Genomic DNA, 23,661 nt, shown 5'->3' on the forward strand with positions numbered 1-23,661 from the left:
GCGGGGGGGCGGGTCAGCGGTTGCGGGTGTCCGTCCCGGGGGTGTTGCCACCCAGCACGCCGGGTCGGCCCACCTCGTCGACCGACGACGGGTCGGAGCTGACCTGGTCGCCGGCGTCGTGCCCGAAGGTGCTGCCGGCGGCCGGGTGCGCGCCCTCGCGGAGCAGCGCCGCCTTCATGTCCGCCGGGGCCAGCGCCCGTGCCACGTGCCAGGCGACGACCGCGACGATCGAGCCGAGCGCGATGCCGGTGAGGGAGAAGTCCTCGGAGAAGTTGAGGGTCACGTTGCCGATGCCGATGATGATCCCGGCGGCCAGCGGCACCAGGTTGATCGGGTTGGCGAAGTCGACCCGGTTCTCCTTCCAGATCTTCGCGCCCAGCAGGCCGATCATGCCGTAGAGGACGACCGTGATCCCGCCGAGGACGCCACCCGGGACGATGTTGATGAGCGCGCCGAACTTGGGGATCAGGCCGAGCAGGATCGCCACGAGCGCGGCCACGTAGTACGCCGCCGTCGAGTAGACCCGCGTGGCGGCCATGACGCCGATGTTCTCGGCGTAGGTGGTGGTGGGGGAGCCGCCGACCGACGTGGCGACCATGGTGGCGAAGCCGTCGGCCCCGACCGCCCGGCCCATGTACGGGTCGAGGTCGCGCTTGGTCATCTCCGCGACCGCCTTCACGTGGCCGGCGTTCTCCGCCACCAGGGCGATCACCGCGGGGATCACCAGCAGGCTGAAGTTCAGCGAGAAGGACGGGGCGGTGAAGTCGGGCAGGCCGAACCAGTCGGCGTCGGCGACCGAGTCGAAGTTGATCCGGTCGCGGGTGCTCTCCACGCCCGTGCCGTCCGGCGAGGTGATCGGGCCGGCCGTGACGTCCAGCAGCACCGACAGCAGGTAGCCGAAGACGAGGCCGAGCAGGATCGAGATGCGGGCGAGGAAGCCGCGCAGCGCCAGCGAGGCGATGATCACGAAGGCCATCGTGGCCAGGGCGACCCACTGGTCCTGCGGCCAGTACACGCCGGCGGCGACCGGGGCCAGGTTGAAGCCGATCAGCATGACCACCGCGCCGGTCACGGCGGGCGGCAGCACCTTGTTGATCAGGCCGAGCCCGGCGAAGTGGATGAGCACACCGACGAGCGCCAGGACGGCACCGGCGACGAACAGCGCGCCGACGACGTCGCTCGAGTCGCCGCCGTTCGCCCGGATCGCGGCGACGCCGCCGACGAAGGCGGCGCTGGTGCCCAGGTAGCTCGGTACCCGGTTCTTCACGATCAGCAGGAAGATGATCGTGGCGACGCCGCTCATCATGATGGCGAGGTTGGGGTCCAGGCCCATGATGATCGGGAAGACGAAGGTCGCCCCGAACATCGCGACGACGTGCTGCGCGCCGATCCCGACGGTGCGCGGCCAGGAGAGGCGTTCGTCAGGGGCGACGGCCTCTCCCAGTGGGGGCGTCTTACCGTCCCCGTAGAGCTTCCAGCCGAACGACATTGAGTGCCTCCTCGACGTGCACTTCCGATGCGGTCCGGTGCTGGTCGACAGGGGTGTGCCCGCACCGGAGGGCGCCAATGTGGCACGGCTCGCACCCTGGCGGAAGTACCTCAGTGCTAAATCGTTGTTGCAACGAGATGCCGATACTTCACCGCTGAGAGATCTGTGGGTACGGTGCCGAGGATGAGCCCCTCAGCCCCCTCCGGTGGAGACGCCGCGGTCTCGGTGCAGCTGCGATCCGGCGTCTACGCCGACTCGGTCAAGCTGATGCAGGTGAGCCGCCGGATCGGTGCCCGGGAGGGCGTCTCCGCCGTCCTCGTCGCCATGGCCACCCCGCTGAACCTCGAGCTCGCGGCGAACATGGGCCTCGCGCCCGAGGAGCCGACGAGCCCCGAGCAGCTGCTGATCGCCGTCCGCGCGGCCGACGAGGGGGCGCTCGCCGAGGCGCTCGCCGACGTCGACGCCGCCCTGGCCGAGCGGGAGCGCTCGACCGGCACCGCCGCCGCGATCCCGCACCGCACCACCGGCGCCGGGCTCGACGAGCTCTCCCCCGAGTCGCCGGCCCTGGCGATCGTCAGCGTGCCCGGCCAGTACGCCGCCGCCGAGGCCGCCGACGCGATCGCCGCCGGGCGCAGCGTCCTGGTCTTCTCCGACGGCGTCCCGGTCGAGCAGGAGGTCGCCCTCAAGCGCGCCGCCCACGACGCCGGGGTGCTCGTCATGGGGCCCGACTGCGGGACGGCGATCGTCTCCGGCGTCGCCCTCGGCTTCGCCAACGTCGTCCGCCCCGGGCCGGTGGGCCTCGTGGCGGCGAGCGGCACCGGCGCCCAGCAGGTCTCCTGCCTGCTCGACATGGCCGGCATCGGCGTCTCGCACGTGCTCGGCGTCGGCGGGCGCGACCTCAAGGAGGAGGTCGGGGGGCTTGCCACGCTCGACGCGCTCGCCGCCCTGGACGCCGACCCCGCCACCGAGCGCGTGCTGCTGGTGTCCAAGCCACCCGCGCCCTCGGTGGCCGCCGCGGTCACCGAGGCCGCCGGCAAGCTGTCGGTGCCGGTGCGATCCGCCGTCCTCTCGCCCGAGAGCCCCGACCTGACCGCCGCCGTCGAGGCGCTGCTCGCCGACATGGGGCTCGACGTCCCGGTGTGGCCGTCGCGTCCGGGCCCCGCCGAGGCCGCCGTCCCCGGCGCAGCGCTCAAGGGGCTCTACTCCGGGGGCACGCTGGCCGACGAGGCGATGCTGCTGGCCTCCCCGGCGCTCGGCGGCATCCGCTCGAACATCCCGCTGCAGCCGGACCTCGACCTCGGTACGGACCTGTCCGCCCCCGGCCACCTGGTCGTCGACTTCGGCGACGACGCCCTCACCGTGGGCCGCGCGCACCCGATGATCGACCCCACGCTGCGGCTGGAGGCGATCGAGGCGCTCGCCGCCTCCGACGAGCCCGCCGTCCTGCTGCTCGACGTCGTCCTCGGGTACGGCGCGGACCCCGATCCCGCCGGCGCGCTCGTGCCGGCGCTGACCGCCGCCCGCGAGCGGCGCGCGCTGCCGGTCGTCGTCGCGCTGATCGGCACCGAGGGCGACCCGCAGGGCTGGTCGCGGCAGGCCGACGCGCTCGCCGCCGCGGGCTGCGCGGTCTTCTCCTCCAACGCCGCGGCCACGCGGTACGCCCTCGACCTGCTGGGAGCCTCCGCATGAGCCTGCAGAACCTGCTCTCCGGCCCGCCGGCGATCGTCGCCGCCGGCGTCGACGTCTTCTCCGAGGCGCTGCGCGCCCAGGGCGCCGACGTGCACGACGTCGACTGGCGCCCGCCGGGCTTCGGCGACCCGGCCGACCTCGCCGCGCTGGCGCTGGACCCCCGCCGGGCCGCGGCCAACCGCACCGCGGTCGAGCGGCTCATGGCGGCCGGCTCCGTGCTCGTCGACGTGCGGCCCGCCCGCGAGGTGATCGGCCTCACCGGCCGCACGCTGCTGCACTCCGGCCCGCCACTGGAGTGGGAGAACGCCTCCGGGCCGATGCGTGGCGCCCTGGTGGGCGCCTGCCTGTTCGAGGGGTGGGCCGCCGACGTCGAGGAGGCCGAGATCCTCCTCGCCACCGGCGCGGTCACCCTCGACCCCTGCCACCACCACCGCACCGTGGGCCCGATGGCGGGCGTCACCAGCCCGTCGATGTGGATGTGGTGCCTGGAGGACCCGGTCACCGGCGGGCAGGCGTTCTGCAACCTCAACGAGGGCCTCGGCAAGGTGCTGCGCATGGGCGCCTTCAACGAGGAGGTGCAGGCCCGGCTGCGGTGGATGCGCGACGTCCTCGGTCCGGTGCTGTCCAAGGCGGTGCGCGGCTCGATCGACGCCGGCAACGACCCGCTCGACGTCAAGGCCGTGCTGGCCCAGATGCTGCAGATGGGCGACGAGGCGCACAACCGCAACCGCGCCGGCTCCCTCATGGCGCTGCGCGAGCTGTCGCCGGCCATCGTGGCCAGCGGCGCGCCGTCGTCCGACATCGCCGACGTGCTGCGCTTCATCGGCGGCAACGAGCACTTCTTCCTCAACCTCGGCATGCCGACGGCGAAGCTCGCGCTCGACGCCGCCCGCGGCATCCCCGGTTCGACGATGCTCACGGTGATGTCGCGCAACGGCACGGAGTTCGGCATCCAGACCTCCGGCACCGGCGACCGCTGGTTCACCGGCCCGGCCAACACCCCGGTCGGCCTGTTCCTCGGCGACTACGGGCCGGACGACGCCAACCCCGACATCGGCGACTCCGCGATCATGGAGACCTACGGCATCGGCGGGTTCGCGATGGCGGCGGCGCCGGCGATCGTCCGGTTCGTCGGTGGCACCGTGCCCGACGCCCTGGCGACGACGGAGCGCATGTACCAGCTGACGCTGGCGGAGAACCCGGCGATGCAGATCCCGATCATGGGCTTCCGCGGCTCGCCCACGGGGATCGACGTGCTCAAGGTGGCGCGCACCGGGTGGCTGCCGCAGATCAACACCGGCATGGCCGGCCGGGTCGCCGGCACCGGCCAGGTCGGCGCCGGGCTGGTGCAGCCGCCGCAGCAGTGCTTCGAGCAGGCCCTGGCCGCGCTGGCCGAGGAGGCCCGCACCGCCTGATCCCGCGGCGGACGCGAGGAACTCGTGGCCATCAGCGGCTGGTGACCACGAGTTCGTCGCATCCGGTCAGAGCATGCCGCGGGAGCGCAGCTGGCGGAGCCCGGCGAAGACGTGCCGGCGGATCAGGTCCTGGGTCTTCTCCGGCATGTCGAGGAACCGCAGGCTCAGCTCGATGCCGCCGTCCTGGCGCGGGATCCGCCGGATGACCTCGCCGCGGCAGGCGACTTCCTCCCGGTCATCCAGGCGCACGACGAGCGGGAGGACCGCGCCGACGCGCAGCGGGTTGCCGGCGTCGGGGCCGCCGTCCGCCACCGGCTGCTCCGGCGCGACGCCCGCCGTGGGCTGCCCGGCCGGCGCGGGGGCTCGCGCGGGGCGAACAGCGCCCGGATCCCGCCCTCGCTGATGTCCACGGTCAGGCCGTGCAGCACGTCCGGCCCGACGGTCATCTGCACCTGCAGGCTGAGCGGCGCGCGCACCGCGGACCGCCGCTGCCCCCGGGTCGACGGGCCGACGGGGCGCAGCCGCCACTGCGGCGGGTGCAGCTCCGCGGCGATGAGCTCGGTGGGGAGGGAGCGCAGCTCCTCCGGCCCGCGCCAGATCACCTCGACGTGCTCGCCTGCCTCCAGGCGGACCCGCCGCCGCGAGCGGTCCTCGCCGATCGACACCACGATCTCGGTGGGGTCCGAGGACTCGACCAGGCTGATCAGCACGTCCCCCCGGCTCGTGGCCAGCAGGTCCACCACCGTGCGCGCTTCCGGGTAGTCCACCCCTGCGTCCACCAGCATCACGGCCCCTCCTCCTTCTAGAACGGACGCGTCTTGGATCGCGCGCAGGCTAGTGGGCGGAGAGGGGCGCTGCCCCGCATTCCCGGCGGAACGGCGGCCGGCGTGTCGTCGTACCGGGAGGCGGCTCAGGCGGGGCCGCAGGTGAGCAGGTGGTCGACGGCGGCGGCGAACCCGTCCACGTCGTCCAGCGCCTCCGCGAACGGCACCCGCAGGTCGTAGCAGCCGCTGCGGCCCTGCACCCGGAACCGGACGCCGAAGCGGTCCAGCCCCAGCAGTCGGACGTCGTCGTGCCGCCCGGCCCAGCGCTGGACCCGCCCGCGGAGCCGCCCCAGTGGCGCCCGGTGGCGGGCCACCAGCTCCGACTCCGCCCCGCTGACGGGATCGGGCCGGGCGGCCCGGAAGTCGTCGGGGTCGACGTCGGCGCGGGTGCCGGACTCCTCCAGCTCCACCTCGGCGAGGTCCAGGCGCACCAGCGACGCGCCGAGGCCGACCTCGAACAGGACGTCGGCCGGCGAGCTGCCGGCGAAGTCGAGCACCAGCCGCGGCACGTCCCGCTCCTGAACCGGCGCGAGCCACCCGCCGAGCTGCACCAGGCCGCGGGCGGGGTGGCGCAGCGGGAAGGGCGCCCGGTCGGCGACGGTCAGCCGCGCGGGGACGTCGCCCAGCGGGGAGCTCCGCAGCGCCGCCACGACCCCGCCGTCGGTCGGGACGACGAGCAGCACGTCGCCGTCGGCCGTCGTCGTCGCGGCCAGCACCGCGCAGGACCCCGTCCCGGCCACGTGGAGGGCGGCGGAGGATCGCACCGCGACCGTGCGGGCGCGCTCGGCCGCCGGCGGCTGCCGGTCGACGGCCGCGGAGGAGGGGGTGGGGCCGGCCGTCATGGACCACCTCGGGGTGCTCGCGGATGAGTAGTAAGGTGAGCCTAACCAAACCGGAGGTCCCGAGTGAACACACCCCGTCCCAAGGTCCGGCTCAGCCGCGCGCTGGGCATCCCGCTCACCCCGAAGTGCGTGCAGTACTTCGAGCGCCGCCCCTACCCGCCGGGCGAGCACGGGCGGAAGCGTCGCAAGGACAGCGACTACTCCACCCGCCTCAAGGAGAAGCAGCGGCTGCGCGCCCAGTACGACATCAGCGAGACGCAGCTGCGCGCCGCCTTCGACCGCGCGAAGCGCTCCGGCGGCAAGACCGGCGAGGCGCTGATCCAGGACCTCGAGTCGCGGCTGGACGCCACGGTGCTGAGGGCCGGCTTCGCCCGCACGATCTACCAGGCCCGCCAGTTCGTCACCCACCAGCACGTGCTGGTCAACGGCAAGCGGGTCGACCGGCCGTCCTACCGGCTCGCGCCCGGGGACTTCGTGCAGATCGCGGAGAGGTCGCGGACGAAGGAGCCGTTCGTCGTCGCCGCGTCCGGCGCGCACGCCGAGGCGCCGACGTACCTCGAGGTGCGGCTGGCCGACCTGACCGCCCGCTACGAGCGGACGCCGTCGCGCGAGGAGGTGCCGGTCGTCTGCGAGGAGCAGCTGGTCGTCGAGTACTACTCCCGCTGACCGGTGCGCCCGGGCCCGTGCCCGCCGTGCGCCGGTCGCCGCGGGCCCGCGTCGGGCCGGAGATCCGGCGACCGCGCGTGCATCCGGTGGGGTGGCTCCCGGTCGTGCCCGATTCACCTGCGGTCGGTCCAGGTGCGAGGATGCGAGCGGCGCGCGCGGACAGCCACCGGTTCGGTGGTGCGGGCGTGCCCGGCGGGTGGGGAGCGGTGCGCTGAACAGCCAACTGGCGGAGCTGATCCCCGGTCACCCCCGGTCGGAGCTCCAGCGGATGGTCCTCGAGCACGACTGGGCGCGCACCCCGCTGGGCCCGCAGCAGGACTGGTCGCCGACGCTGCGCACCGCCGTCGGCCTCTGCCTGAACTCCCGGTTCCCCATGCTGCTCGTGTGGGGGCCCGAGCTCGTCATGATCTACAACGACGGCTACGCCGCGATCCTCGCCGGCCGGCACCCCGCGGCCCTCGGCGGGCGGGTGGCCGACGTCTGGCCCGAGGTCTGGGCCGACATCGAGCCCATGATCACCGAGGTCCTCGCCGGGGGCGCCACGTACGACGAGGACCTCCCGCTGACCATGACGCGGCACGGGTACGACGAGGAGACCTACTTCACCTTCGCCTACAGCCCGGTCGTCGAGCCGGGCGGCGGCGTGGTCGGCTTCCTCGACACCGTCGTCGAGACGACGTCCCGCGTCCTCACCGCCCGGCGGCTCGGCGTCCTGCAGCGGCTGGGCAGCCTGCCGCGCGCCGCGCACGGGGACACCACCGAGGCGGTCGTCACCGCGCTCGGGCTGCTCGCCGATGCCCGGTCCGACTGCCCGTTCGCCCTGGTCTACCTCGCCGACGACGAGGGCGTGCCGCGCTTCGTGGCCGGGCAGGGACTCGCCGGGCACGAGGGGCCGGCGCCGGTGGAGGTCCCGGAGCAGGTGTTCCGGGCGATGGCCACGGGGGAGGCGCAGGCGGTCACCGGCCTGGCCGCCCTCCTCCCGGGCGGACAGGCCTCCGGTGCGAGCCCCGCCGGGCGGGACGCCGTCCACACCGCCGTCGTCCTGCCGCTCACCGCCGCCGGCGCCGAACGGCCGATCGGGGCCGTGGTCCTCGGCGCCAGCCCCCACCTCCCGCTCGACCACGACTACCGCGTCTTCATGGCGCTGGTCGCGGGGCAGGTCGCCGCGACCGTCGCCGACGCGCAGGCGGTCGCGGCCGAGCGGCGCCGGGCCGAGGAGCGGGCGCGGTCGGACCAGGCTCGCGCCCAGTTCTACACCGACGTCGCCGTCACCCTGCAGCGCGCGGTCCTCGGCCCCACCGTGCTGCCTCCGGGCTTCGCCGTCCACTACCAGCCGGCGACCGGGACCCTCGAGGTGGGCGGCGACTGGTACGACGTGGTCGACCTGCCCGGCGACGGCTACGGGGTCGTGGTGGGCGACGTGGTCGGGCGCGGGCTCTCCGCCGCCGCGGTGATGGGTCAGCTGCGCAGCGCCGGGCGCGCCCTGCTGCTGGAGAGCAGGTCCCCCTCGCAGGTGCTCGCGGCGCTCGACCGGTTCGCCGACATGGTCCCCGGTGCCGCCGTCAGCACGGTGTTCTGCGCGGTCGTCGATCCCGCCACGGGTGCGCTGCGCTACAGCAGCGCGGGTCACCCGCCGGCGGTCCTCGTCGACGCCGACGGCCGTACGAGCCTGCTGCGGGACGCGGACTCCCTGCCCCTCGCGGTCGTCGACGAGCTGCACCGGCCCGAGGCCGAGGCGGTGCTCCCGGCCGGCTCCACGCTGCTGCTCTACACCGACGGCCTGGTCGAACGCCGGGACGAGGCGATGGACGAGGGGATCGAGCGGGCCGCGGCGGCCCTGGTCGAGGGGCGGCACCTGGCCCCGGCCGAGCTCACGGCGCTGCTCACCGAGCGCCTGCTGGGTGACGCCCCGGACGACGACGTCGCGTTCGTGGTCGTCCGGCGCAGCTGAGGCGGGCGGAGCGGGCCGTGGACGTCGTCCGGACGAGCAAGCGGCTGTCGTTCGTACTGCGCCACCGCCCCGACTCGGTCGGCCTCACCCTCGACGAGGCGGGCTGGGCCGACGTCGGCCGGCTGCTCGCCGCGCTCGGGATCACCCGGGACGAGCTCGAGCACGTGGTGGCCGCGAACGACAAGCGCCGGTTCGCCTTCGACGGCACCGGCACGCGGATCCGGGCCAGCCAGGGTCACAGCGTCCCGGTCGACCTCGGCTACCTCCCCGAGCCGCCGCCGCAGGAGCTGTTCCACGGCACCGTCGAGCGGTTCCTCCCGGCCATCCTGCTCGAGGGGCTGCGGCCGGGCCGCCGGCACGCGGTCCACCTGTCCGCCGACGTCGTCACCGCGCGGGCGGTCGGCGGGCGACGCGGCCGCCCGGTCGTGCTCCGGGTGGACGCGGCCGGCATGACCGCGGACGGCGCCGCCTTCCGCCGGTCGGCCAACGGCGTGTGGCTGGTGGACGCCGTTGCCCCGCGCTACCTCACCGTGGTGGGCGCCGCCACCGACCCGGGAGGGGAGCCGCCGCTCACCCGTCCAGGACGCCGCGGAAGGTCTCCTCGGTCTCGGTGAACAGCTCCGCCAGGCCCTCGCCGTCGATGAACTCCTCCGGTACGTAGCGCTCGTCCAGCGCCTCGACCACGCTCGCCTCCTCAGCGGCGCTGCGGAGCGTCTCCTCGAGCGTCTGCTGCACGTCGTCGGGCAGCCCGGCGGGCGCGATGACCCCGAAGGTGGTCGTGCTCTGGACGAGCTCCGGGTACCCGTCCTCGACGAAGGTGGGGGCGTCGACGTAGGGCAACGGCTCCTCGCTGCCGACGGTCAGCACCCGCAGGTCGCCCGCCTCGATGGCCGGCAGCACGTCCTGCGAGAGGTTGAGGAAGCCGGCGGTCACGTTGCCGCCGAGCAGCGCCGTCTGCACCTCGGAGTTGCCGTCGAACGGGACGACGGTCAGCGGCACGTCGTAGAGCTGGGTGATCCGCCGCGTCTCGGCGGCGTGCGTGTTGGTGGCGCCGGGCGTGCCGACGGTGACCGCACCGGGCTCCTCCTGGGCGGCGCCGAACAGCGACGCCAGGTCCTGGTGGGGTGAGTCGGCGGGCACCACGATGCCCGACGGGACCCGGGTGACGACGCCGATCGGGGTGAAGTCCTCGCGGGTGTAGCCGACGTCGTTGGTCAGGTAGTTGAGCACCGCCGTCGGCAGCGCGGTCATGGAGAGGGTGTGCCCGTCGGCGTCCTGCTGGATCAGCTCCTGGTACGCGGTCGCCCCCGAGGCGCCCGGGAGGTTCTCGACGACGACGGTCTCGCCCAGCTCCTCCTGCATGTGCGAGGCCAGGGCGCGCGCCGCGATGTCGGTCGGCCCGCCCGCGGTGTACGGGACCAGCAGCCGGACGTTCTGGGACGGGAAGCCGCCCTCGCCCGGCCCGGGGTCGTCGGAACCGCACGCGGTCAGGGCGGTGGCGGTGAGCAGGGCGGCGAGCACGCGGGAAGTTCGCATGGGGGCTCCTGATGTGGGGACGGCGTCGCCGTCGCACCGGGTCACCGCCCGTGTCCGGCGGTGCGCCCATCGTGCGGCATCCCGGCCGGCCCGGCATCTGCGCCGCCCGTCAGGCGGGGAGCCGCACCGCCAGCAGGGCGATGTCGTCGTCGCCCCGGCTCCCCAGGGCGCTGAGCAACCCGTCGCACATGCGGTCCAGCGGTTCGCGGCCGATGTCCCGCAGCGTCCGCACCAGCCAGGTGGTGCCGTCGTCGAGGGTCATGCCGCGGCGCTCGACCAGCCCGTCGGTGTACAGCAGCAGCGTGTCCCCCCGGCGCAGCAGCACGTCGTGGTCGGTGCGGGCCGGCCCGTCGCCGGGGCCGGCTCCCAGCAGCCGGTCGGGCATCCGCTCCAGCACCTCGACCCGCCCGTCGGCCCGCACGACCACCGGCGGCGGGTGCCCCGCGTTGGACCACTGCAGCGGCACCGCGTCGGCGCCCCCGTCCCGCGGGTCGACGGTGGCCACGGCGACCGTCACCAGCGTGTCCAGGCCCAGGCCCGCGAGGACGTCGTCCAGCGCGGTGAGCGCGGCCGCGGGGGAGCCGTGCCCGACCCGGGCCAGGGCACGCAGCATGCCGCGGGTCTGCGCCATGGTCGCCGCCGCCGGGGCGTCGTGCCCGGCGACGTCGCCGATGACCAGCATCGTCCGTCCGTCGGTGAGCGGGAAGGCGTCGTACCAGTCCCCGCCGACCTGGGCGTCCCGCGCGCCGGGCAGGTAGCGGGCGGTGGTCTCCAGCCCCGGGACGGTCGGGACCTCGCCCAGCAGGGCCCGCTGCAGCGTCTCCCCCGTACGGACGGCGGCCCGCGTCGCCGCGGCCTCCGCGCTGAGCCGGGCGACGTGGGCCTCCCGGCGCAGCCGCAGCTGGCAGGTGAGCACGGCGAGGGCGCCACCGAGGGCGACGGCGACCAGGCGGATCGTCTGCGCCACCGCCGTCTCGGCGGTGTACTGCTGGCTGTAGAGGCCCAGCAGGGTGGCGACGACGAAGGCGGCCGCGGCATAGGCGACCGTGGCCCGCCGTCCCAGGAAGGTGGCCGACGCGAGCGGGGCGATGACGCTGAGGCCGAGCACCACCTGGCCGCGGCCGCTGACGATCTCGGCGGCGACGACGAGCAGCAGCACGAGGGCCGGGAGGGCAGCGTTGACGCGCCGTGACCGCTTCACCGCATCCCCCTCGAGCCGCCCGGCGACGGGGCGCGTACGGCGCTCAACCTAGAGGACGGGCACCGGTGGACAGGTCGTGGCGGACGCGGTCACGCCCCCGTGCCGGGCAGCGCGTCCAGCGGCAGCCCGACGTAGAGCATGCCGATCAGGGCGCCTCCGTCGTCGTGCAGCCCGGTGTAGGCGGTGAAGTACGGCCGCTCGGCCACCGTGGCCGCGCCGGTGTAGGTCTGGCCGGCGAGGACGGCCGCGAGCACGGGGTTGGGGCGGCCGTCGGGGTCGGTCGGGGATGGCGGTGCCGATGTTGCGCCGGCCGGCCGGGTCCAGCACCGTCGTCGCCACCCGCACCATGCCGGCGTCGCCGTCCAGGCGCTGGAACAGCGTGCAGCTGCCCCCGACCTCGCGGACCACGTCGTCGACGAGCACCGCCGGGCGCCGGGGGTCGTCGGTGCGCTCCAGCGGCCGGTCGCCGAGGAGCAGGTCGGGGAGCTCCGCGGTGCGGGTGGCCCCGGTGGCCTGGTCGCGCACGGTCAGCCGGGTGCGGCCCTCGCCGAGCCGCGCGCCGCCGAGGCCGGCCAGCCGCTGCTCGGCCACCGCCAGCGCCCGGCGGACGTAGACCACCCGCTGGCTCTCGGCCAGCTGCCCGACGGCCTCGCTGATCCGGGCGGAGCCGCCGGCGGCCCGCTCGACGTTCTGCACGACGCGGTCGGTGGCCGCCCGCTGCTGCTCGACGGCGGCGGCGATGGTGTCCTGCGCCTCGGCGATGGAGCCCAGCGTGCCGGTGATCCGGCGGACCGCCTCGACGGCCTGCTGGGTCTCCCGCCGCACCGCGGTGATCTGCGCGTCGATGTCGCGGGCGGCCTGCGCCGTCCGGTCGGCGAGCTCCTTGACCTCGTCGGCGACGACGGCGAACCCGCGGCCGAGCTCGCCGGCGCGGGCGGCCTCGACGGAGGCGTTGAGCGCGAGGAAGCGGCTCTGCTGGCTGATCGCCCCGACCAGCCGGACGAACCGGGTGATCGACTCGCTGGCGGCCTGCAGCGCGGCGATCCGCTCGTCGACGGCGCGCGCGTCGTGCACGGCCTCCTCGGCGACGACCGAGGCGCGGCCGGTGCTGGCGGAGATGTCGCCGATGGCGGCGCGCAGCTCGGCGAGCGAGGCGGCGGCCTCCGCCGAGGTGTCGGAGACCTCGCGGGAGGCCCGGGCCAGGACGCCGGCCTGCCGGGCGGCGTCCTCCATGCTGGTGTCCCGCTCGGCGGCGCGCCGGGGTGCCCGCGGTGCCGGGACGGCCGCCGCCCCGGTAGCGGCGAGCGGAGCGGGGCCTGACGACGCGGACGGACGCACGACCCGTTCCCTCCTGCAGCTGCACCTGCCCGCGGGCCGGGGAGGTTCCGGGACACGCTAGGCCGCACCCCCGCCGCCCCTGGAAGGCGCGCCGGGAGGTGGCCGAGACGACTCGGCCGAGCCATTCCGGAGCCATTCCGGTCACCGTCCCGGAACTGTCGACTCGGCGACTCCGGTTTCTTCTGGGACAGGAGTTGAGAAGGCGCGGGGCCCTGCCGAGAACTGGGGCGTCAACGAATCGGCGCAGCCAGCACGTGGACCGGGTGGCCAGCATCCCGGCGGGTCTGGGCCACTGAGAGAACAGGACCACTGCCATGCGCCTGTCGCGCGTTCTGCTCGCCGGTGTCGCGGTCGCCGGCGTCGCCGCCACCTCCTCCGCCTTCACCGCGGGCAACACCAACAACGCGACGAGCGATGACGTCGTCGGCTACATGGACTACACGGCGACGGGTGTCACCGTCAGCAACATCGCCTACACCCCCCTCGGCACGGACGCCTCGAAGCTCGACATGATCGTCTTCACGATCACCGAGGACGCCACCGACATGAACGCCCTCCTGACTCTCCGTGCGGGAGCCACCCAGATCACCGGTAGCCCCTTCACCTGTGGCTACGAAGCGGTCGCCACGACCACCCACACCATCAAGTGCGACGTCTCCAACACGATCGACATCGAGACGATCACGGAGGTCGGCCTGACGGTCACGTCCAAGTAGTCGATCCCTCTTCGGCGGAGCGGCTCGCAGAGCCACTCCGCTCCCCGTGGACAGGGCCCCATGACCGCCGCATCACGAGTCGCCAGCACCAGCGCCGTCATCGCGCTGGTGCTGGCGACCGTGTGGTTGTTCTGGCCCGCCGGCCTCGGCGGTGGCACGACGTACGTCTCCACCTTCGGGGACAGCATGGAGCCAGGGTTCTCCGCCGGTGACCTCGCCATCCTCAGCAGGGCCGGTTCCTACTCGGTGGGCGATGTGGTCGCCTACCAGAGCGAGTCGCTGAACACGATCGTCATGCACCGCATCGTCGCCGCGGACGCCGAGGGGTTCGTGACCCAGGGCGACAACAACGACTGGCTCGACGAGGACCGCCCCGCCCAGGAAGAGATCCTGGGCCGGCTGTTCGTCCGCATCCCCCAGGGCGGCACGGCGCTCGAGGCGATCGCCTCCCCGTGGGTGCTCGGCGCCGTCGGTCTCGCGGCCTCCCTCGTCCTCTCCGCGGCACGCCGGAAGCGCGGCGGCTCCCGCGCCCGGGTGCTCCGCCGCCGGCTGCCCGCCCTGCGCCGGCCGTCCCTCGCCGTCCCGTCCTTCCCCGTGCCGTCGATCTCCGTGCCCGCGGTGCGGCTGCCCCAGGTCCGCCGCGGCACGCCGACGGCGCTGGTGCGGGCCCGCGCCCGGCAGGCCGCGCTGGCCGCCGGGGCCGTCGCGCTCGTCGCCGCGCTCGGCGCCGGCGCCCTCTTCGCCGTCCCCGGCACCGAGACCGTCGAGGAGCCGGCCACGGTCACCCAGCAGGGGCGCTTCTCCTACACCGGGACCGCCGAGCGCGGCACCACCTACCCCGACGGGACGGTGGCGACCGGCGACACCGTCTGGACCAGGCTCTCGACCGGGCTGACCGTCTCCTACGAGGACACCGTCACCGGCCCCGACCTCACCGGCCTCCAGGGCGCGCTGCGCCTCGACGTCACCGTGCAGGCCGCCGACGGCTGGACCACCTACCTGACCAGCGGCCCCGTCGTCGGCTACGCGGGCGGGGTGGCGACGGCGTCGGTCGACGTCGACGCCGCCCGCGCCGCCGAGGTGCTGGCGCAGCACTACGCCGAGGTCGGGGCCTCGGGCAGCACCGCGACGCTGACCGTCACCCCCACCGTGGCGCTGTCCGGCAGCGTGCGCGGCACCGCCTTCGAGGCGGGTTCCCCGGCCGGGCTGGACTTCGCGCTGGACCCGACGGCGCTGCGCCTGGCCGGCGACCCCGGGACCGTCCTGACCACGCTGACCCCGACCTCCGTGCCGGTGACGACGGTCGGCCCCCGCTCGTTCGACGTCCTGGCGCTGTCGGTGCCGATCGGCGTGGCACGGGGCGTCGCGCTCGCCGTGCTGGTGCTCGCGCTGGCCGTCGCCGGCGTCGGGGCTCTGCTCGGCCGGGCGGGCCGCGGTGACGCCGCCGACGAGTTCCTCGTGCGGCACGCCGACCGGATCGTCCCCGTGGCGGGGCTCGCCGCGGGCGGCACCGTCATCGACGTCTCGGACGCGGACTCCCTCCGCCGTGTGGCGGAGCGCTTCGACACCGTCGTCCTGCACCACGCCGGCCCGGACGCGGACGTCTTCGCCGTCCGCGACGTGGACGCCACCTACCGGTTCGTGATCCCCGGGGGAGCCGAGCGCCGCGGGCGGCCGCCCGTCCCCGCGCCGTCCCGGCCGGTCGCGGACCAGGAGCTCACCTCACCGCTCCCGCCGGTGGCGGGCCTGCACGGGCTCGTGGCCTGATCCTCGCGAGGGACGACTTCGGGGAAGCAGGGCCCCGGACGACCGTCCGGAGCCCCACCTCCCCGAAGTAGGCGTGCCGCTGAGAGCTGATCAGGCCTTGACGATCGCGGCCACCGGGCCACCGCCGGACGGGCCCTGGTGCACCGCGGCCACCGAGACGAACACCGCCGGGTCGCCGGTCACCGACGCGGTCACGCCGCCGACGCACGCCTTGATCTGGCGGTGCCACGAGACGTCGGAGTCGTCCAGCATCGCGTTGCGGCGCCCGCGCACCTTGCCGTCCGGCGAGGCCTCGCACTTGAGGAACACGTTGACCAGCCGGTCGCCGAGGTCGGTGTGGTGCGGGCGCTCGGGCAGCTCCAGGCCGGCGTCGCGGATCGCGGCCCAGATGCCGTCCTGGTCCAGCGCGTCCTTCATGACCGAGTGGCCGACGCGGTAGCTGCCGCCGTGGCCGCGGGCGTTGCCGACGACGACGATCTGCGCCCGGTCCAGCTCCACGCCCGACGAGCACGACGCGACCGACGAGTACAGCGACAGGTCGCGCATGATCTGCTCCTGCGTCGGCAGCTCGATCTCGCCGAGCGCCACCGCGATCCCCAGCGCCGTCGTGCCGTTGGAGATGTCCATCGAGCCGTGCGGCTCCTCGAGGATCGTCGTCTCCCCGCGCTGGTGGGCGTCGCGGATCGTGTCGATCGTCAGCAGCGGCGTCTTGGTCTGCACGTAGTGCACGTCGGCCGGGTCGGTGATGCCCGCGGCCGCCATCGCCTTCTTCACGCCCTCGGCGACCTTCTCGACCATCGCGACGCGGCCGATGTCCTCGGGCAGCAGGACGTCGCTCATGGCGTAGCCCACGGTCAGCCGCGGCTCGTCGGTCTTCTCGACGGCGTCCTCGGGCAGCGTGGCGAAGATCGTGGCGTGCGGGCTGATGACGCCGTCGGTGCCGCCGGACCACACGATCGGGATGTCGCCGACCTCCTCCTTGCTCCGCGAGCCCTTCTCGAGCAGGACCTCGCGGAAGGCGCGGTCGGCGATGATCCGCGTGTAGTCGTTGATCCCGCCGTTGCCCTCGGTCTTGCCGATGACGGCGACGACGCGGTCGGCCTCCATCACGCCGTCGTCGATGAGCTTGGCGAGCTCGGAGGCGTCGCTGACGTTGTGCAGCGGGACCTTGCGGACCTCGATCGGTGCGGGCATGCGGGTTCCCTTCAGGTGGTGGTGACGACGGTGCCGGCGTCGTCGCCGCGGACGGCGTCGGCGATGTGGTCGAGCGAGGTGATGACGGAACGGGCACCGCCCGCCTCGACGAAACGTAGGGCGGCCTCGACCTTGGGGCCCATCGAGCCGCGGGCGAACTCGCCGGCGGCGGCGAGCTCGCGCAGCTCCGCGACGGTGACCCGGCCCAGCGGGCGCTGCGCGGGGGTCCCGAAGCCGACCATCACGTTCGGGACGTCGGTGGCGATGACCAGGGTGCCGGCGTCCACGTCGCGGGCGAGGATCGCGGCGGTCAGGTCCTTGTCGATGACCGCCTCGACGCCGCGCAGGGCGTGGCCGTCCACGCGGTCGTCGACGACCGGGATGCCGCCACCGCCGGCGCAGACGACGACGAACCCGGCCGCGGCCAGGGCGTGGATGGCGGCGGAGTCGACGACGGACAGCGGCTCCGGCGAGGCGACGACGCGGCGCCAGCCCTTCTCGCCGCGGTCCTCCCACGTCTGCCCGAGCGAGATGAACCGTTCCGCCCGCTCGCGGGGGAGGAAGCGGCCGACCGGCTTCGAGGGCTCGGCGAAGTGCGGGTCGTCGCCGTCGACCAGCGTGCGGGTCACCAGCGCGGCGGTGCGCTGGGGCAGGCGGCGCGCGGCGAGGGCGGCGTCGAGCTCGTCGGCGACGGTGAAGCCGATGGTGGCCTGGGTCTGGGCGACGTTCCAGTCCAGCGGCACCGGCGGCACCTCGTGCGCGGCGAGCTCGTTCTTCACCAGGAGGTTGCCCACCTGCGGGCCGTTGCCGTGGGTGAGCACCACCTGCACGCCGGCGGCCACCACCTCGGCGACGTGCCCGGCGGCCTGCCGGATCGCGTCGCGCTGCGCCTCCGGGGTCGCGGAGCCGTCGGGGCCGGTCATGGCGTTGCCGCCGAGGGCGATCACCACGCGGGTCGACGTCACCCCGCCGACCCTAGCGGCATTTTCCTTAGCGGTGAAGTAGTTGGCCGGAGGAGGTCAGCTCGGATCGACCGGTTCGTCGTCGTACGGACCCAGCGGCCGCTGCGCCCACAGCACGTCGCGCCACCGGCCGTGCTTCCAGCCGATCCGCCGGTAGGTGCCGATCGGCTCGAAGCCCATCGCCGCGTGCAGGGCCTCGCTCGGGTCGTTGGGCAGCGTCATGCCGGCGACCGCGGTCCGGTAGCCGCGCGCGGCCAACCGCTCGAACAGCGCGGTGTAGAGCGCCCGCCCGCCGCCGCGCCGCCCGCGGCCCGGCGCCAGGTAGACGCTCACCTCGCAGGACCACCGGTACGCCGCGCGTTCCTTGTAGGGCCCCGCGTAGGCGTACCCGACGACGGCGCCGTCGTCCTCCAGCACCAGCCAGGCGTGCGTGCGCAGCGCCGCGGCGATCCGGCCGGCCATCTGCTCCGGCGTCGGCGGCTCGGCCTCGAAGGTGATCGCGGTACCGGTGACGTAGGGCCCGTAGATGGCCGCGCAGGCGGCGGCGTCGGCCACCGTGGCGTCCCGGATGGTCGGAGGAGCACCCATGGGCAGCAACGTAGGGCGGGGACGCCGCCGCGCGGGCGTGAGGTCGCCCACCCCGGCCGGCCGCGGTCCGTGCGCCCCGCCGGGCTGGGCTAGCGTCCCGCGCCGTGCCCGCCGCCCCGTCGTCGACGACCGTCGCCGGGCTGGTGACCGCGCTCGTCGGCTTCCTGAGCTCGTTCGCCGTCGTGCTCACCGGGCTGCGCGCGGTCGGCGCCACGCCGGGGCAGGCGGCCTCGGGCCTGGTCGTCCTCTCGCTGGCGATGGGGCTGGCCACCGTGCTGCTGGCCCAGCGGACGCGGATGCCGATCACCGTCGCGTGGTCCACGCCGGGTGCCGCCCTCCTGGCGACCGCCGCCGCGCCGTCCTGGGAGGTGGCCGTCGGCGCCTTCGTCGTGGTCGGCGCGCTGGTGCTCCTCACCGCGGCGTGGCCCCGGCTGGGTGCCGCGATCGGGGCGATTCCCCCCGTGCTGGCCCAGGCGATGCTGGCCGGCGTCCTCGTCCCGCTGTGCCTGCAGCCGGTCCGGTCCGCGCTGCAGATGCCCTGGCTGGTGGTCCCGGTCGTGCTGGTCTGGGCGCTGCTGCTGCGGTTCTCCGCGCGCTGGGCCGTGCCGGCCGCCTTCGCCGTCACCCTCGGCATCACCGGGTGGCTGGCCTGGCGCGACGGAGGCGTCGACGCCGCGGCGCTGGTCCCGGTCCTCGAGTGGACGACGCCGGACCTCACCTCCACCGCCGCCGTCGGGCTGGCGCTGCCGCTCTTCCTGGTCACCATGGCCTCGCAGAACGTGCCGGGGATGGCGGTGCTGGCGGCCTACGGCTACTGGGCGCCCTGGCGGTCGGCGATGGCCGTCACCGGGGCCGGCACGCTGCTCGGCGCCCCGTTCGGCGGGCACGCGATCAACCTCGCCGCCATCAGCGCGGCCCTGGCCGCCGGGCCCGAGGCCGACCCCGACCCGTCCCGGCGCTGGCTGGCCGCCCGCACCGCCGGCCTCGCGTACGTGGGGTTCGCGCTGGTGTCGGCCGCCGTCGCCGCGCTGGTGGTCACCGCCCCGGCCGGCTTCGTCGCCGCGGCCGCGGGCCTGGCGCTGTGGCCGGTGCTGGCGGCGTCCCTGAGCGGTGCGCTGGCGCGGGCCGAGGACCGCATCCCCGTCGTCGCCACGTTCCTCGTGGCGATCAGCGGCGTCACCGTGGGCGGCATCGGGTCGGCGTTCTGGTCGCTCGTCGTCGGCCTGGCGTTCTGGGCCTGGTACCGGCCGCAGCCCGCCGCCGCCCCGGCCTGATGGTCAGCGGCGCCAGAAGTCGAAGCGGTCGCGCCCCGGCCGGAAGCCGGCGGCCTCGGCGACGGCGACGGCGAGGTCGAACTTCTGCCCGACCGCCGTGGGGGCGTGGGCGTCGCTGCCGAAGCTGACCGCCTCGCCGCCCTCCTCGCGGAACCAGCGGACCTGGTCGGCCGAGGCGAGCGGGCTGCTGGTGTTGATCTCCAGGGCCCGGCCGCTGCCGGCGAGCGCCCGGAACACCGCCCGGTACTCCTCCTCGTAGTCCTTCTCCACGTACCGGTGCGAGCCACCCGGCCAGTACCGGCGCGGGAAGTCCACGTGCGCCAGCACCTGGAAGACGTCGCTGCTCTCGATCATCCCGACCATCTCGCCGAGGTAGCGGCGCATCGTCGCGTCGGCGTCGACGTGCAGCAGCCGTCCCACCCCGACCAGCCGGCCCTCGTCGGAGAGCGAGTGCAGCGAGCCGAGGATCCGGTCGACGGGGGAGTCCTCGAGGTGCTGGGCGATGCTGGCGGCGAACAGGTGCGGCTCGCCGGTCTCGATGCCCGACCAGATGCGCAGCTCGGGGAACCGGTCGCGCACCTCGGCCAGCTCGGCGAAGTACCCCTCGACGTCGATGGGCAGCTGGTGGGCCGGGTAGCGGTCGACCAGCCCCTCCGCGGTGGCCCGGTCCTCGTCGTGCCACACGGTGAAGTCCAGGTGCTCGGTGAACGCGATCGCCGGCAACCCCTGCGCGATCGCCCGCTCGCAGGCCTTCCGCATGGTCGAGGAGTCGGGCGTGTCCCACGACCAGTGGGTGTGCACGTGGTTGTCGGCCGGCAGCTGCCCCTGGTGTGCCCTCTCGAGTGCCATCGCCTGTGGATTCTCCCCCGCCGTCCCCAGGTCCCGCGCGGCCACCCGTTCCGTCCCTGCCCGTGCCTACTGTCGTCGGCATGAGCACCGCCGCACCGCCGTCCTCGATCGCCGGCTCGGTCCAGGAGGAAGCCCTTGCGATCCTCCGCGAGCTCACCGGCCGCCCCGACGCCGTCTTCCGCGAGGGGCAGGACGCCGCCGTCGCGGCGCTCGTCGAGCGCTCCCAGCGCGCGCTGGTCGTCCAGCGCACCGGCTGGGGCAAGTCCGCCGTGTACTTCGTCTCGACGGCGCTGCTCCGCCGCCGCGGTGCGGGCCCGACGCTGCTGGTGTCGCCGCTGCTGGCGCTGATGCGCGACCAGGTGGCCGCCGCGGCCCGCGCCGGCATCCGCGCGGTGGAGATCTCCAGCGCCAACATGACCGAGTGGGACGACATCGCCGCCCGCCTGGCCGCCGACGACGTCGACGTCCTGCTCGTCTCCCCCGAGCGGCTGACCAACCCGCGCTTCCGCGAGGAGCAGCTGCCCGGCCTCGTCGCCCGCTGCGGGCTGGTCGTCGTCGACGAGGCGCACTGCGTCTCCGACTGGGGGCACGACTTCCGCCCCGACTACCGCCGCATCCGCGACCTGCTGGGCACGCTGCCCACCGGCACACCCGTGCTCGCGACCACCGCCACCGCCAACGAGCGCGTGGTGGAGGACGTCGCCGAGCAGCTGGGCGCCGGCGGCGTCGAGGTGACGACGGTCCGCGGCCCGCTCTCCCGCGACTCGCTGCGGCTGGGCGTGCTGCGGCTGCCGTCGGACCGGGCGCGGCTGGCCTGGCTGGCCGCCCACCTCGGCGACCTGCCGGGCAGCGGCATCGTCTACACGCTCACGGTCGCGGCGGCGGAGGAGACGGCGAACCTGCTCCGCGACGCCGGCCACGAGGTGCGCGCCTACACCGGGCGGCTCGACGACGCCGACCGCAAGGACGCCGAGGAGGCGCTGCGCGAGAACCGGGTCAAGGCGCTGGTCGCCACCTCGGCCCTCGGCATGGGCTTCGACAAGCCCGACCTCGGGTTCGTCGTCCACCTCGGGGCGCCGTCGTCGCCCGTCAGCTACTACCAGCAGGTCGGCCGTGCCGGGCGCGCCGTCGAGCACGCCGACGTCCTGCTGCTCCCCGGCCCCGAGGACATCGCCATATGGCAGTGGTTCGCCACCTCCTCCATGCCGCGGGAGGACCACGCGGCCGCCGTGCTGACCGCGATGGCCGACGGCAAGGCCTGGTCGGTGGCCCGCCTGGAGACGGTCGCCGACGTGCGCCGCTCCCGCCTGGAGCTGCTGCTCAAGGTCCTCGCCGTCGACGGCGCGGTGGAGCGGGTGCAGGGTGGCTGGCGCTCCACCGGGCAGCCGTGGGTCTACGACGCCGACCGCTACGCCCGGGTCACCCGCACCCGGGAGGCCGAGCAGCGCGCGATGCTCGGCTACGCGAAGCCGGTCGACGAGGCCGAGTGCCGCATGGCGTTCCTCCAGTCCGCGCTCGACGACCCGACGGCGGCCCCGTGCGGCCGGTGCGACGTCTGCGCCGGCCCCTGGTACGCGACCGACGTGCCCGAGGGCGCGGCCGAGCAGGCATCGGCGGCCCTGGACCGGCCCGGGGTGGAGCTCGCGCCCCGCGCCATGTGGCCCACCGGCGCCGACCGGCTCGGGGTGGGCGTGAAGGGCAAGATCCCGCCGGGCGAGCAGCTGCACACCGGCCGGGCGGTCGCCCGGCTGACCGACCTCGGCTGGGGTCAGCGGTTGCGCACCCTGCTCGGCGACGACGGCCTGGGCGGCGTGGTCGAGCTCGAGGCGCCGGGCATCGAGGAGGACCCGGACGCCGCCTTCGACGTGCCGGTGCGGCGCTCGGTCTCCGACGTGCCGCCCGACGACGAGCTGCTGCGGGCCTGCGGACGGGTGCTCGCCGCCTGGGACTGGGCTGAGCGCCCGGCAGCGGTGGTGGGGATGCCGTCGCGACGTCGCCCGCAGCTGGTCAGCGGGGTCGCGCAGGGCCTGGCCCGCATGGGCCGGCTGCCCTACCTCGGGGAGCTGTCGCTCGCCCACGGCGGGCCGGCCGGTCAGCCGGGGGGCAACAGCGCCTTCCGGCTCGCCGCCGTGTGGGACCGGGTCGTCGTGGGGCCGGAGCTGCGGGAGCAGCTGGCCGCGCTGTCGGGGCCGGTCCTGCTGGTGGACGACCTGGCGGACTCCCGCTGGACCATGACCGTGGCCGGCCGGGAGCTGCGGCGGGCCGGTGCCTCGGCGGTCCTCCCGTTCGTGCTGGCGCTCACCGCCTGAGTTCTCCACAGCTTTTCGCACACATGTGCGAAAAGCCCGGGTAGCGTCTGTCCCATGACGCTGGCGCACCAGCCCTCCATGTGGGACCTCGCCGAGGAGGCCACGCTCGGCCCGCTCGATGCCGTCGTGCGACACCGGCTGGACCGCGGGGCGTGGGTCGACCACCTGCCCGGTTGGGTGTCCGGCTCGGACGAGGTCCTCGAGGTGCTGCTGGGCGACATCGGCTGGCGGGAGGACCGTCGCCGGATGTACGAGCGCGAGGTCGCCGTCCCACGGCTGCTCCGGTGGTACGGCGGGGACGAGCAGCTTCCGCACGCGCTGCTCACCGAGGCTCGCGAGCAGCTCAACCGGCACTACGGGCCCGAGCTGGGCGAGCCGTTCGTCTCCGCCGGCATGTGCCTGTACCGGGACGGGCGCGACAGCGTGGCCTGGCACGGCGACCGCATCGGGCGTGGGCGCTCCACCGACACGATGGTCGCCATCGTCTCGTTCGGCTCACCGCGGCCGCTGCTGCTCCGGCCGGTCGGCGGGGGCGAGTCCCTGCGGTTCCCCCTCGGGCACGGCGACCTGGTCGTGATGGGCGGTTCCTGCCAGCGCACGTGGGAGCACTGCATCCCGAAGACGACGCGGCCGGTGGGCCCGCGGGTCAGCGTCCAGTTCCGCCCCCGCGGCGTCGCCTGAACCGCCGGCCCCGCCCCGGCTCGGCGAGGGGGCCCGGCGCCGGCGGGCGCCGGGCCGGCCAGGCGCCGGCGGGCGTGCGGGGGGCCACACCGGACCCCCCTGCACGACCCCTCCGAGGCCGTGTATGGTTCCTCCTGCACCGAGCGAGAACGGACCGGGCCGCGAGGCCCGGGAAACCGCCGGCAGAGCCCCTGAGGCCGAGCTGCTGCGGAGCCCGGTGTACAGTGGAGAAACCGCCTCGAACGAAGGCCGAGAAATCGGCCGGAAGTCGTGCGCGTCCGCTCCTTGAGAACTCAACAGCGTGCCGAAAGTCAGTGCCAAGTAATACCCCGTGCCGGCCCTTTTGTGGGTTGGCTGGGATTCCTTTGGT

The 23,661-nt window shown here is 74.9% G+C and carries 21 protein-coding genes and 1 pseudogene; 10 read left to right on the top strand and 12 right to left on the bottom strand.

Features of this window, described 5'->3' with window-relative positions; all coding sequences use genetic code 11:
• Positions 1 to 13: 13 nt before the first annotated feature.
• Positions 14 to 1,489, bottom strand: coding sequence for a uracil-xanthine permease family protein (locus E9565_RS16005; RefSeq protein WP_236826590.1), 1,476 nt, complete (start codon positions 1,487 to 1,489; stop codon positions 14 to 16).
• A gap of 183 nt (positions 1,490 to 1,672) precedes the next feature.
• On the opposite strand from E9565_RS16005, the gene E9565_RS16010 reads away from it, so the two are divergent.
• Together E9565_RS16010 and E9565_RS16015 are read left to right on the top strand one after the other, a co-directional pair.
• Positions 1,673 to 3,178 carry an FdrA family protein gene (locus tag E9565_RS16010; RefSeq protein WP_236835848.1) on the top strand — a complete coding sequence of 502 codons (1,506 nt, stop codon included), beginning with the start codon at positions 1,673 to 1,675 and terminating at the stop codon, positions 3,176 to 3,178.
• A complete protein-coding gene (locus tag E9565_RS16015; RefSeq protein WP_236835850.1) occupies positions 3,175 to 4,593 on the top strand; it encodes a DUF1116 domain-containing protein in 1,419 nt (472 codons plus the stop codon). The genes E9565_RS16010 and E9565_RS16015 overlap by 4 nt, the downstream gene beginning before the upstream one ends.
• Positions 4,594 to 4,659: 66 nt before the next feature.
• On the opposite strand, the gene E9565_RS23610 is transcribed toward E9565_RS16015, so the two are convergent.
• From E9565_RS23610 to E9565_RS16025, 3 genes are all read right to left on the bottom strand, one after another.
• Positions 4,660 to 4,842, bottom strand: a complete 183-nt coding sequence (locus E9565_RS23610; protein WP_374201741.1) for a PilZ domain-containing protein — start codon at positions 4,840 to 4,842, stop codon at positions 4,660 to 4,662.
• Positions 4,758 to 5,378 carry a PilZ domain-containing protein gene (locus E9565_RS16020; RefSeq protein ID WP_236835852.1) on the bottom strand — a complete coding sequence of 207 codons (621 nt, stop codon included), beginning with the start codon at positions 5,376 to 5,378 and terminating at the stop codon, positions 4,758 to 4,760. The genes E9565_RS23610 and E9565_RS16020 overlap by 85 nt, the downstream gene beginning before the upstream one ends.
• 125 nt (positions 5,379 to 5,503) lie before the next feature.
• Positions 5,504 to 6,259, bottom strand: a complete 756-nt coding sequence (locus E9565_RS16025; RefSeq protein ID WP_236835854.1) for a DUF2470 domain-containing protein — start codon at positions 6,257 to 6,259, stop codon at positions 5,504 to 5,506.
• Positions 6,260 to 6,322: 63 nt separating this feature from the next.
• Between E9565_RS16025 and rpsD the strand changes: the two genes are divergently transcribed.
• The 3 genes from rpsD to E9565_RS16040 all read left to right on the top strand — a co-directional run bounded on the left by rpsD (position 6,323) and on the right by E9565_RS16040 (position 9,490).
• On the top strand, positions 6,323 to 6,925 hold the full coding sequence (gene rpsD / locus E9565_RS16030; RefSeq protein WP_236826595.1) for a 30S ribosomal protein S4: 603 nt from the start codon (positions 6,323 to 6,325) through the stop codon (positions 6,923 to 6,925).
• 196 nt (positions 6,926 to 7,121) lie between these two features.
• Positions 7,122 to 8,876, top strand: coding sequence for a PP2C family protein-serine/threonine phosphatase (locus E9565_RS16035; RefSeq protein WP_236835856.1), 1,755 nt, complete (start codon positions 7,122 to 7,124; stop codon positions 8,874 to 8,876).
• A 17-nt stretch (positions 8,877 to 8,893) separates the two neighbouring features.
• On the top strand, positions 8,894 to 9,490 hold the full coding sequence (locus E9565_RS16040) for an RNA 2'-phosphotransferase (RefSeq protein ID WP_236835858.1): 597 nt from the start codon (positions 8,894 to 8,896) through the stop codon (positions 9,488 to 9,490).
• Here the strand turns inward: E9565_RS16040 and E9565_RS16045 are convergent.
• The 4 genes and pseudogenes from E9565_RS16045 to E9565_RS16060 form a co-directional block, all read right to left on the bottom strand.
• Positions 9,447 to 10,412: a tripartite tricarboxylate transporter substrate binding protein gene (locus E9565_RS16045; protein WP_236835860.1), complete on the bottom strand. Its 966-nt coding sequence runs from the start codon at positions 10,410 to 10,412 to the stop codon at positions 9,447 to 9,449. The genes E9565_RS16040 and E9565_RS16045 overlap by 44 nt on opposite strands.
• Positions 10,413 to 10,521: 109 nt before the next feature.
• Positions 10,522 to 11,613 carry a PP2C family protein-serine/threonine phosphatase gene (locus E9565_RS16050; protein ID WP_236835862.1) on the bottom strand — a complete coding sequence of 364 codons (1,092 nt, stop codon included), beginning with the start codon at positions 11,611 to 11,613 and terminating at the stop codon, positions 10,522 to 10,524.
• 89 nt (positions 11,614 to 11,702) lie between these two features.
• Entirely contained in the window at positions 11,703 to 11,867 is a 165-nt protein-coding gene (locus E9565_RS16055) for a Cache 3/Cache 2 fusion domain-containing protein (protein WP_308196141.1), read from the bottom strand.
• A gap of 82 nt (positions 11,868 to 11,949) precedes the next feature.
• Positions 11,950 to 12,846: pseudogene (locus tag E9565_RS16060) on the bottom strand (methyl-accepting chemotaxis protein); the annotation flags it as partial.
• Between the two features lie 419 nt (positions 12,847 to 13,265).
• Here E9565_RS16060 and E9565_RS16065 point away from each other — a divergent pair.
• Both E9565_RS16065 and E9565_RS16070 read left to right on the top strand, forming a co-directional pair.
• Complete coding sequence (locus E9565_RS16065; protein WP_236826601.1) at positions 13,266 to 13,667, top strand: hypothetical protein; 402 nt, start codon at positions 13,266 to 13,268, stop codon at positions 13,665 to 13,667.
• A gap of 60 nt (positions 13,668 to 13,727) precedes the next feature.
• Positions 13,728 to 15,434, top strand: coding sequence for a signal peptidase I (locus E9565_RS16070; protein WP_236835864.1), 1,707 nt, complete (start codon positions 13,728 to 13,730; stop codon positions 15,432 to 15,434).
• Between the two features lie 90 nt (positions 15,435 to 15,524).
• On the opposite strand, the gene E9565_RS16075 is transcribed toward E9565_RS16070, so the two are convergent.
• From E9565_RS16075 to E9565_RS16085, 3 genes are read right to left on the bottom strand one after another with little or no spacing between them, the layout of a single operon-like run.
• Positions 15,525 to 16,628, bottom strand: a complete 1,104-nt coding sequence (locus E9565_RS16075) for a ring-opening amidohydrolase (RefSeq protein ID WP_236826603.1) — start codon at positions 16,626 to 16,628, stop codon at positions 15,525 to 15,527.
• A gap of 11 nt (positions 16,629 to 16,639) precedes the next feature.
• Entirely contained in the window at positions 16,640 to 17,593 is a 954-nt protein-coding gene (locus E9565_RS16080; protein WP_236826604.1) for a carbamate kinase, read from the bottom strand.
• A gap of 54 nt (positions 17,594 to 17,647) precedes the next feature.
• Positions 17,648 to 18,178 (bottom strand): GNAT family N-acetyltransferase, encoded by a 531-nt coding sequence (locus E9565_RS16085; protein WP_236826605.1) that lies wholly within the window; start codon positions 18,176 to 18,178, stop codon positions 17,648 to 17,650.
• Between the two features lie 104 nt (positions 18,179 to 18,282).
• On the opposite strand from E9565_RS16085, the gene E9565_RS16090 reads away from it, so the two are divergent.
• Complete coding sequence (locus tag E9565_RS16090; protein ID WP_236835866.1) at positions 18,283 to 19,452, top strand: benzoate/H(+) symporter BenE family transporter; 1,170 nt, start codon at positions 18,283 to 18,285, stop codon at positions 19,450 to 19,452.
• A gap of 3 nt (positions 19,453 to 19,455) precedes the next feature.
• On the opposite strand, the gene E9565_RS16095 is transcribed toward E9565_RS16090, so the two are convergent.
• The gene (locus tag E9565_RS16095; RefSeq protein ID WP_236826607.1) at positions 19,456 to 20,301 is read right to left on the bottom strand and encodes a PHP domain-containing protein; all 846 of its coding nucleotides are present in this window, start codon (positions 20,299 to 20,301) and stop codon (positions 19,456 to 19,458) included.
• 80 nt (positions 20,302 to 20,381) lie between these two features.
• On the opposite strand from E9565_RS16095, the gene E9565_RS16100 reads away from it, so the two are divergent.
• Both E9565_RS16100 and E9565_RS16105 read left to right on the top strand, forming a co-directional pair.
• The gene (locus E9565_RS16100) at positions 20,382 to 22,610 is read left to right on the top strand and encodes a RecQ family ATP-dependent DNA helicase (RefSeq protein ID WP_236835868.1); all 2,229 of its coding nucleotides are present in this window, start codon (positions 20,382 to 20,384) and stop codon (positions 22,608 to 22,610) included.
• 54 nt (positions 22,611 to 22,664) lie between these two features.
• Positions 22,665 to 23,291, top strand: coding sequence for an alpha-ketoglutarate-dependent dioxygenase AlkB (locus E9565_RS16105; RefSeq protein WP_236826609.1), 627 nt, complete (start codon positions 22,665 to 22,667; stop codon positions 23,289 to 23,291).
• Positions 23,292 to 23,661 lie beyond the last annotated feature (370 nt).

This window comes from Blastococcus sp. KM273129 (assembly GCF_021698995.1).
GTDB lineage: Bacteria > Actinomycetota > Actinomycetes > Mycobacteriales > Geodermatophilaceae > Blastococcus.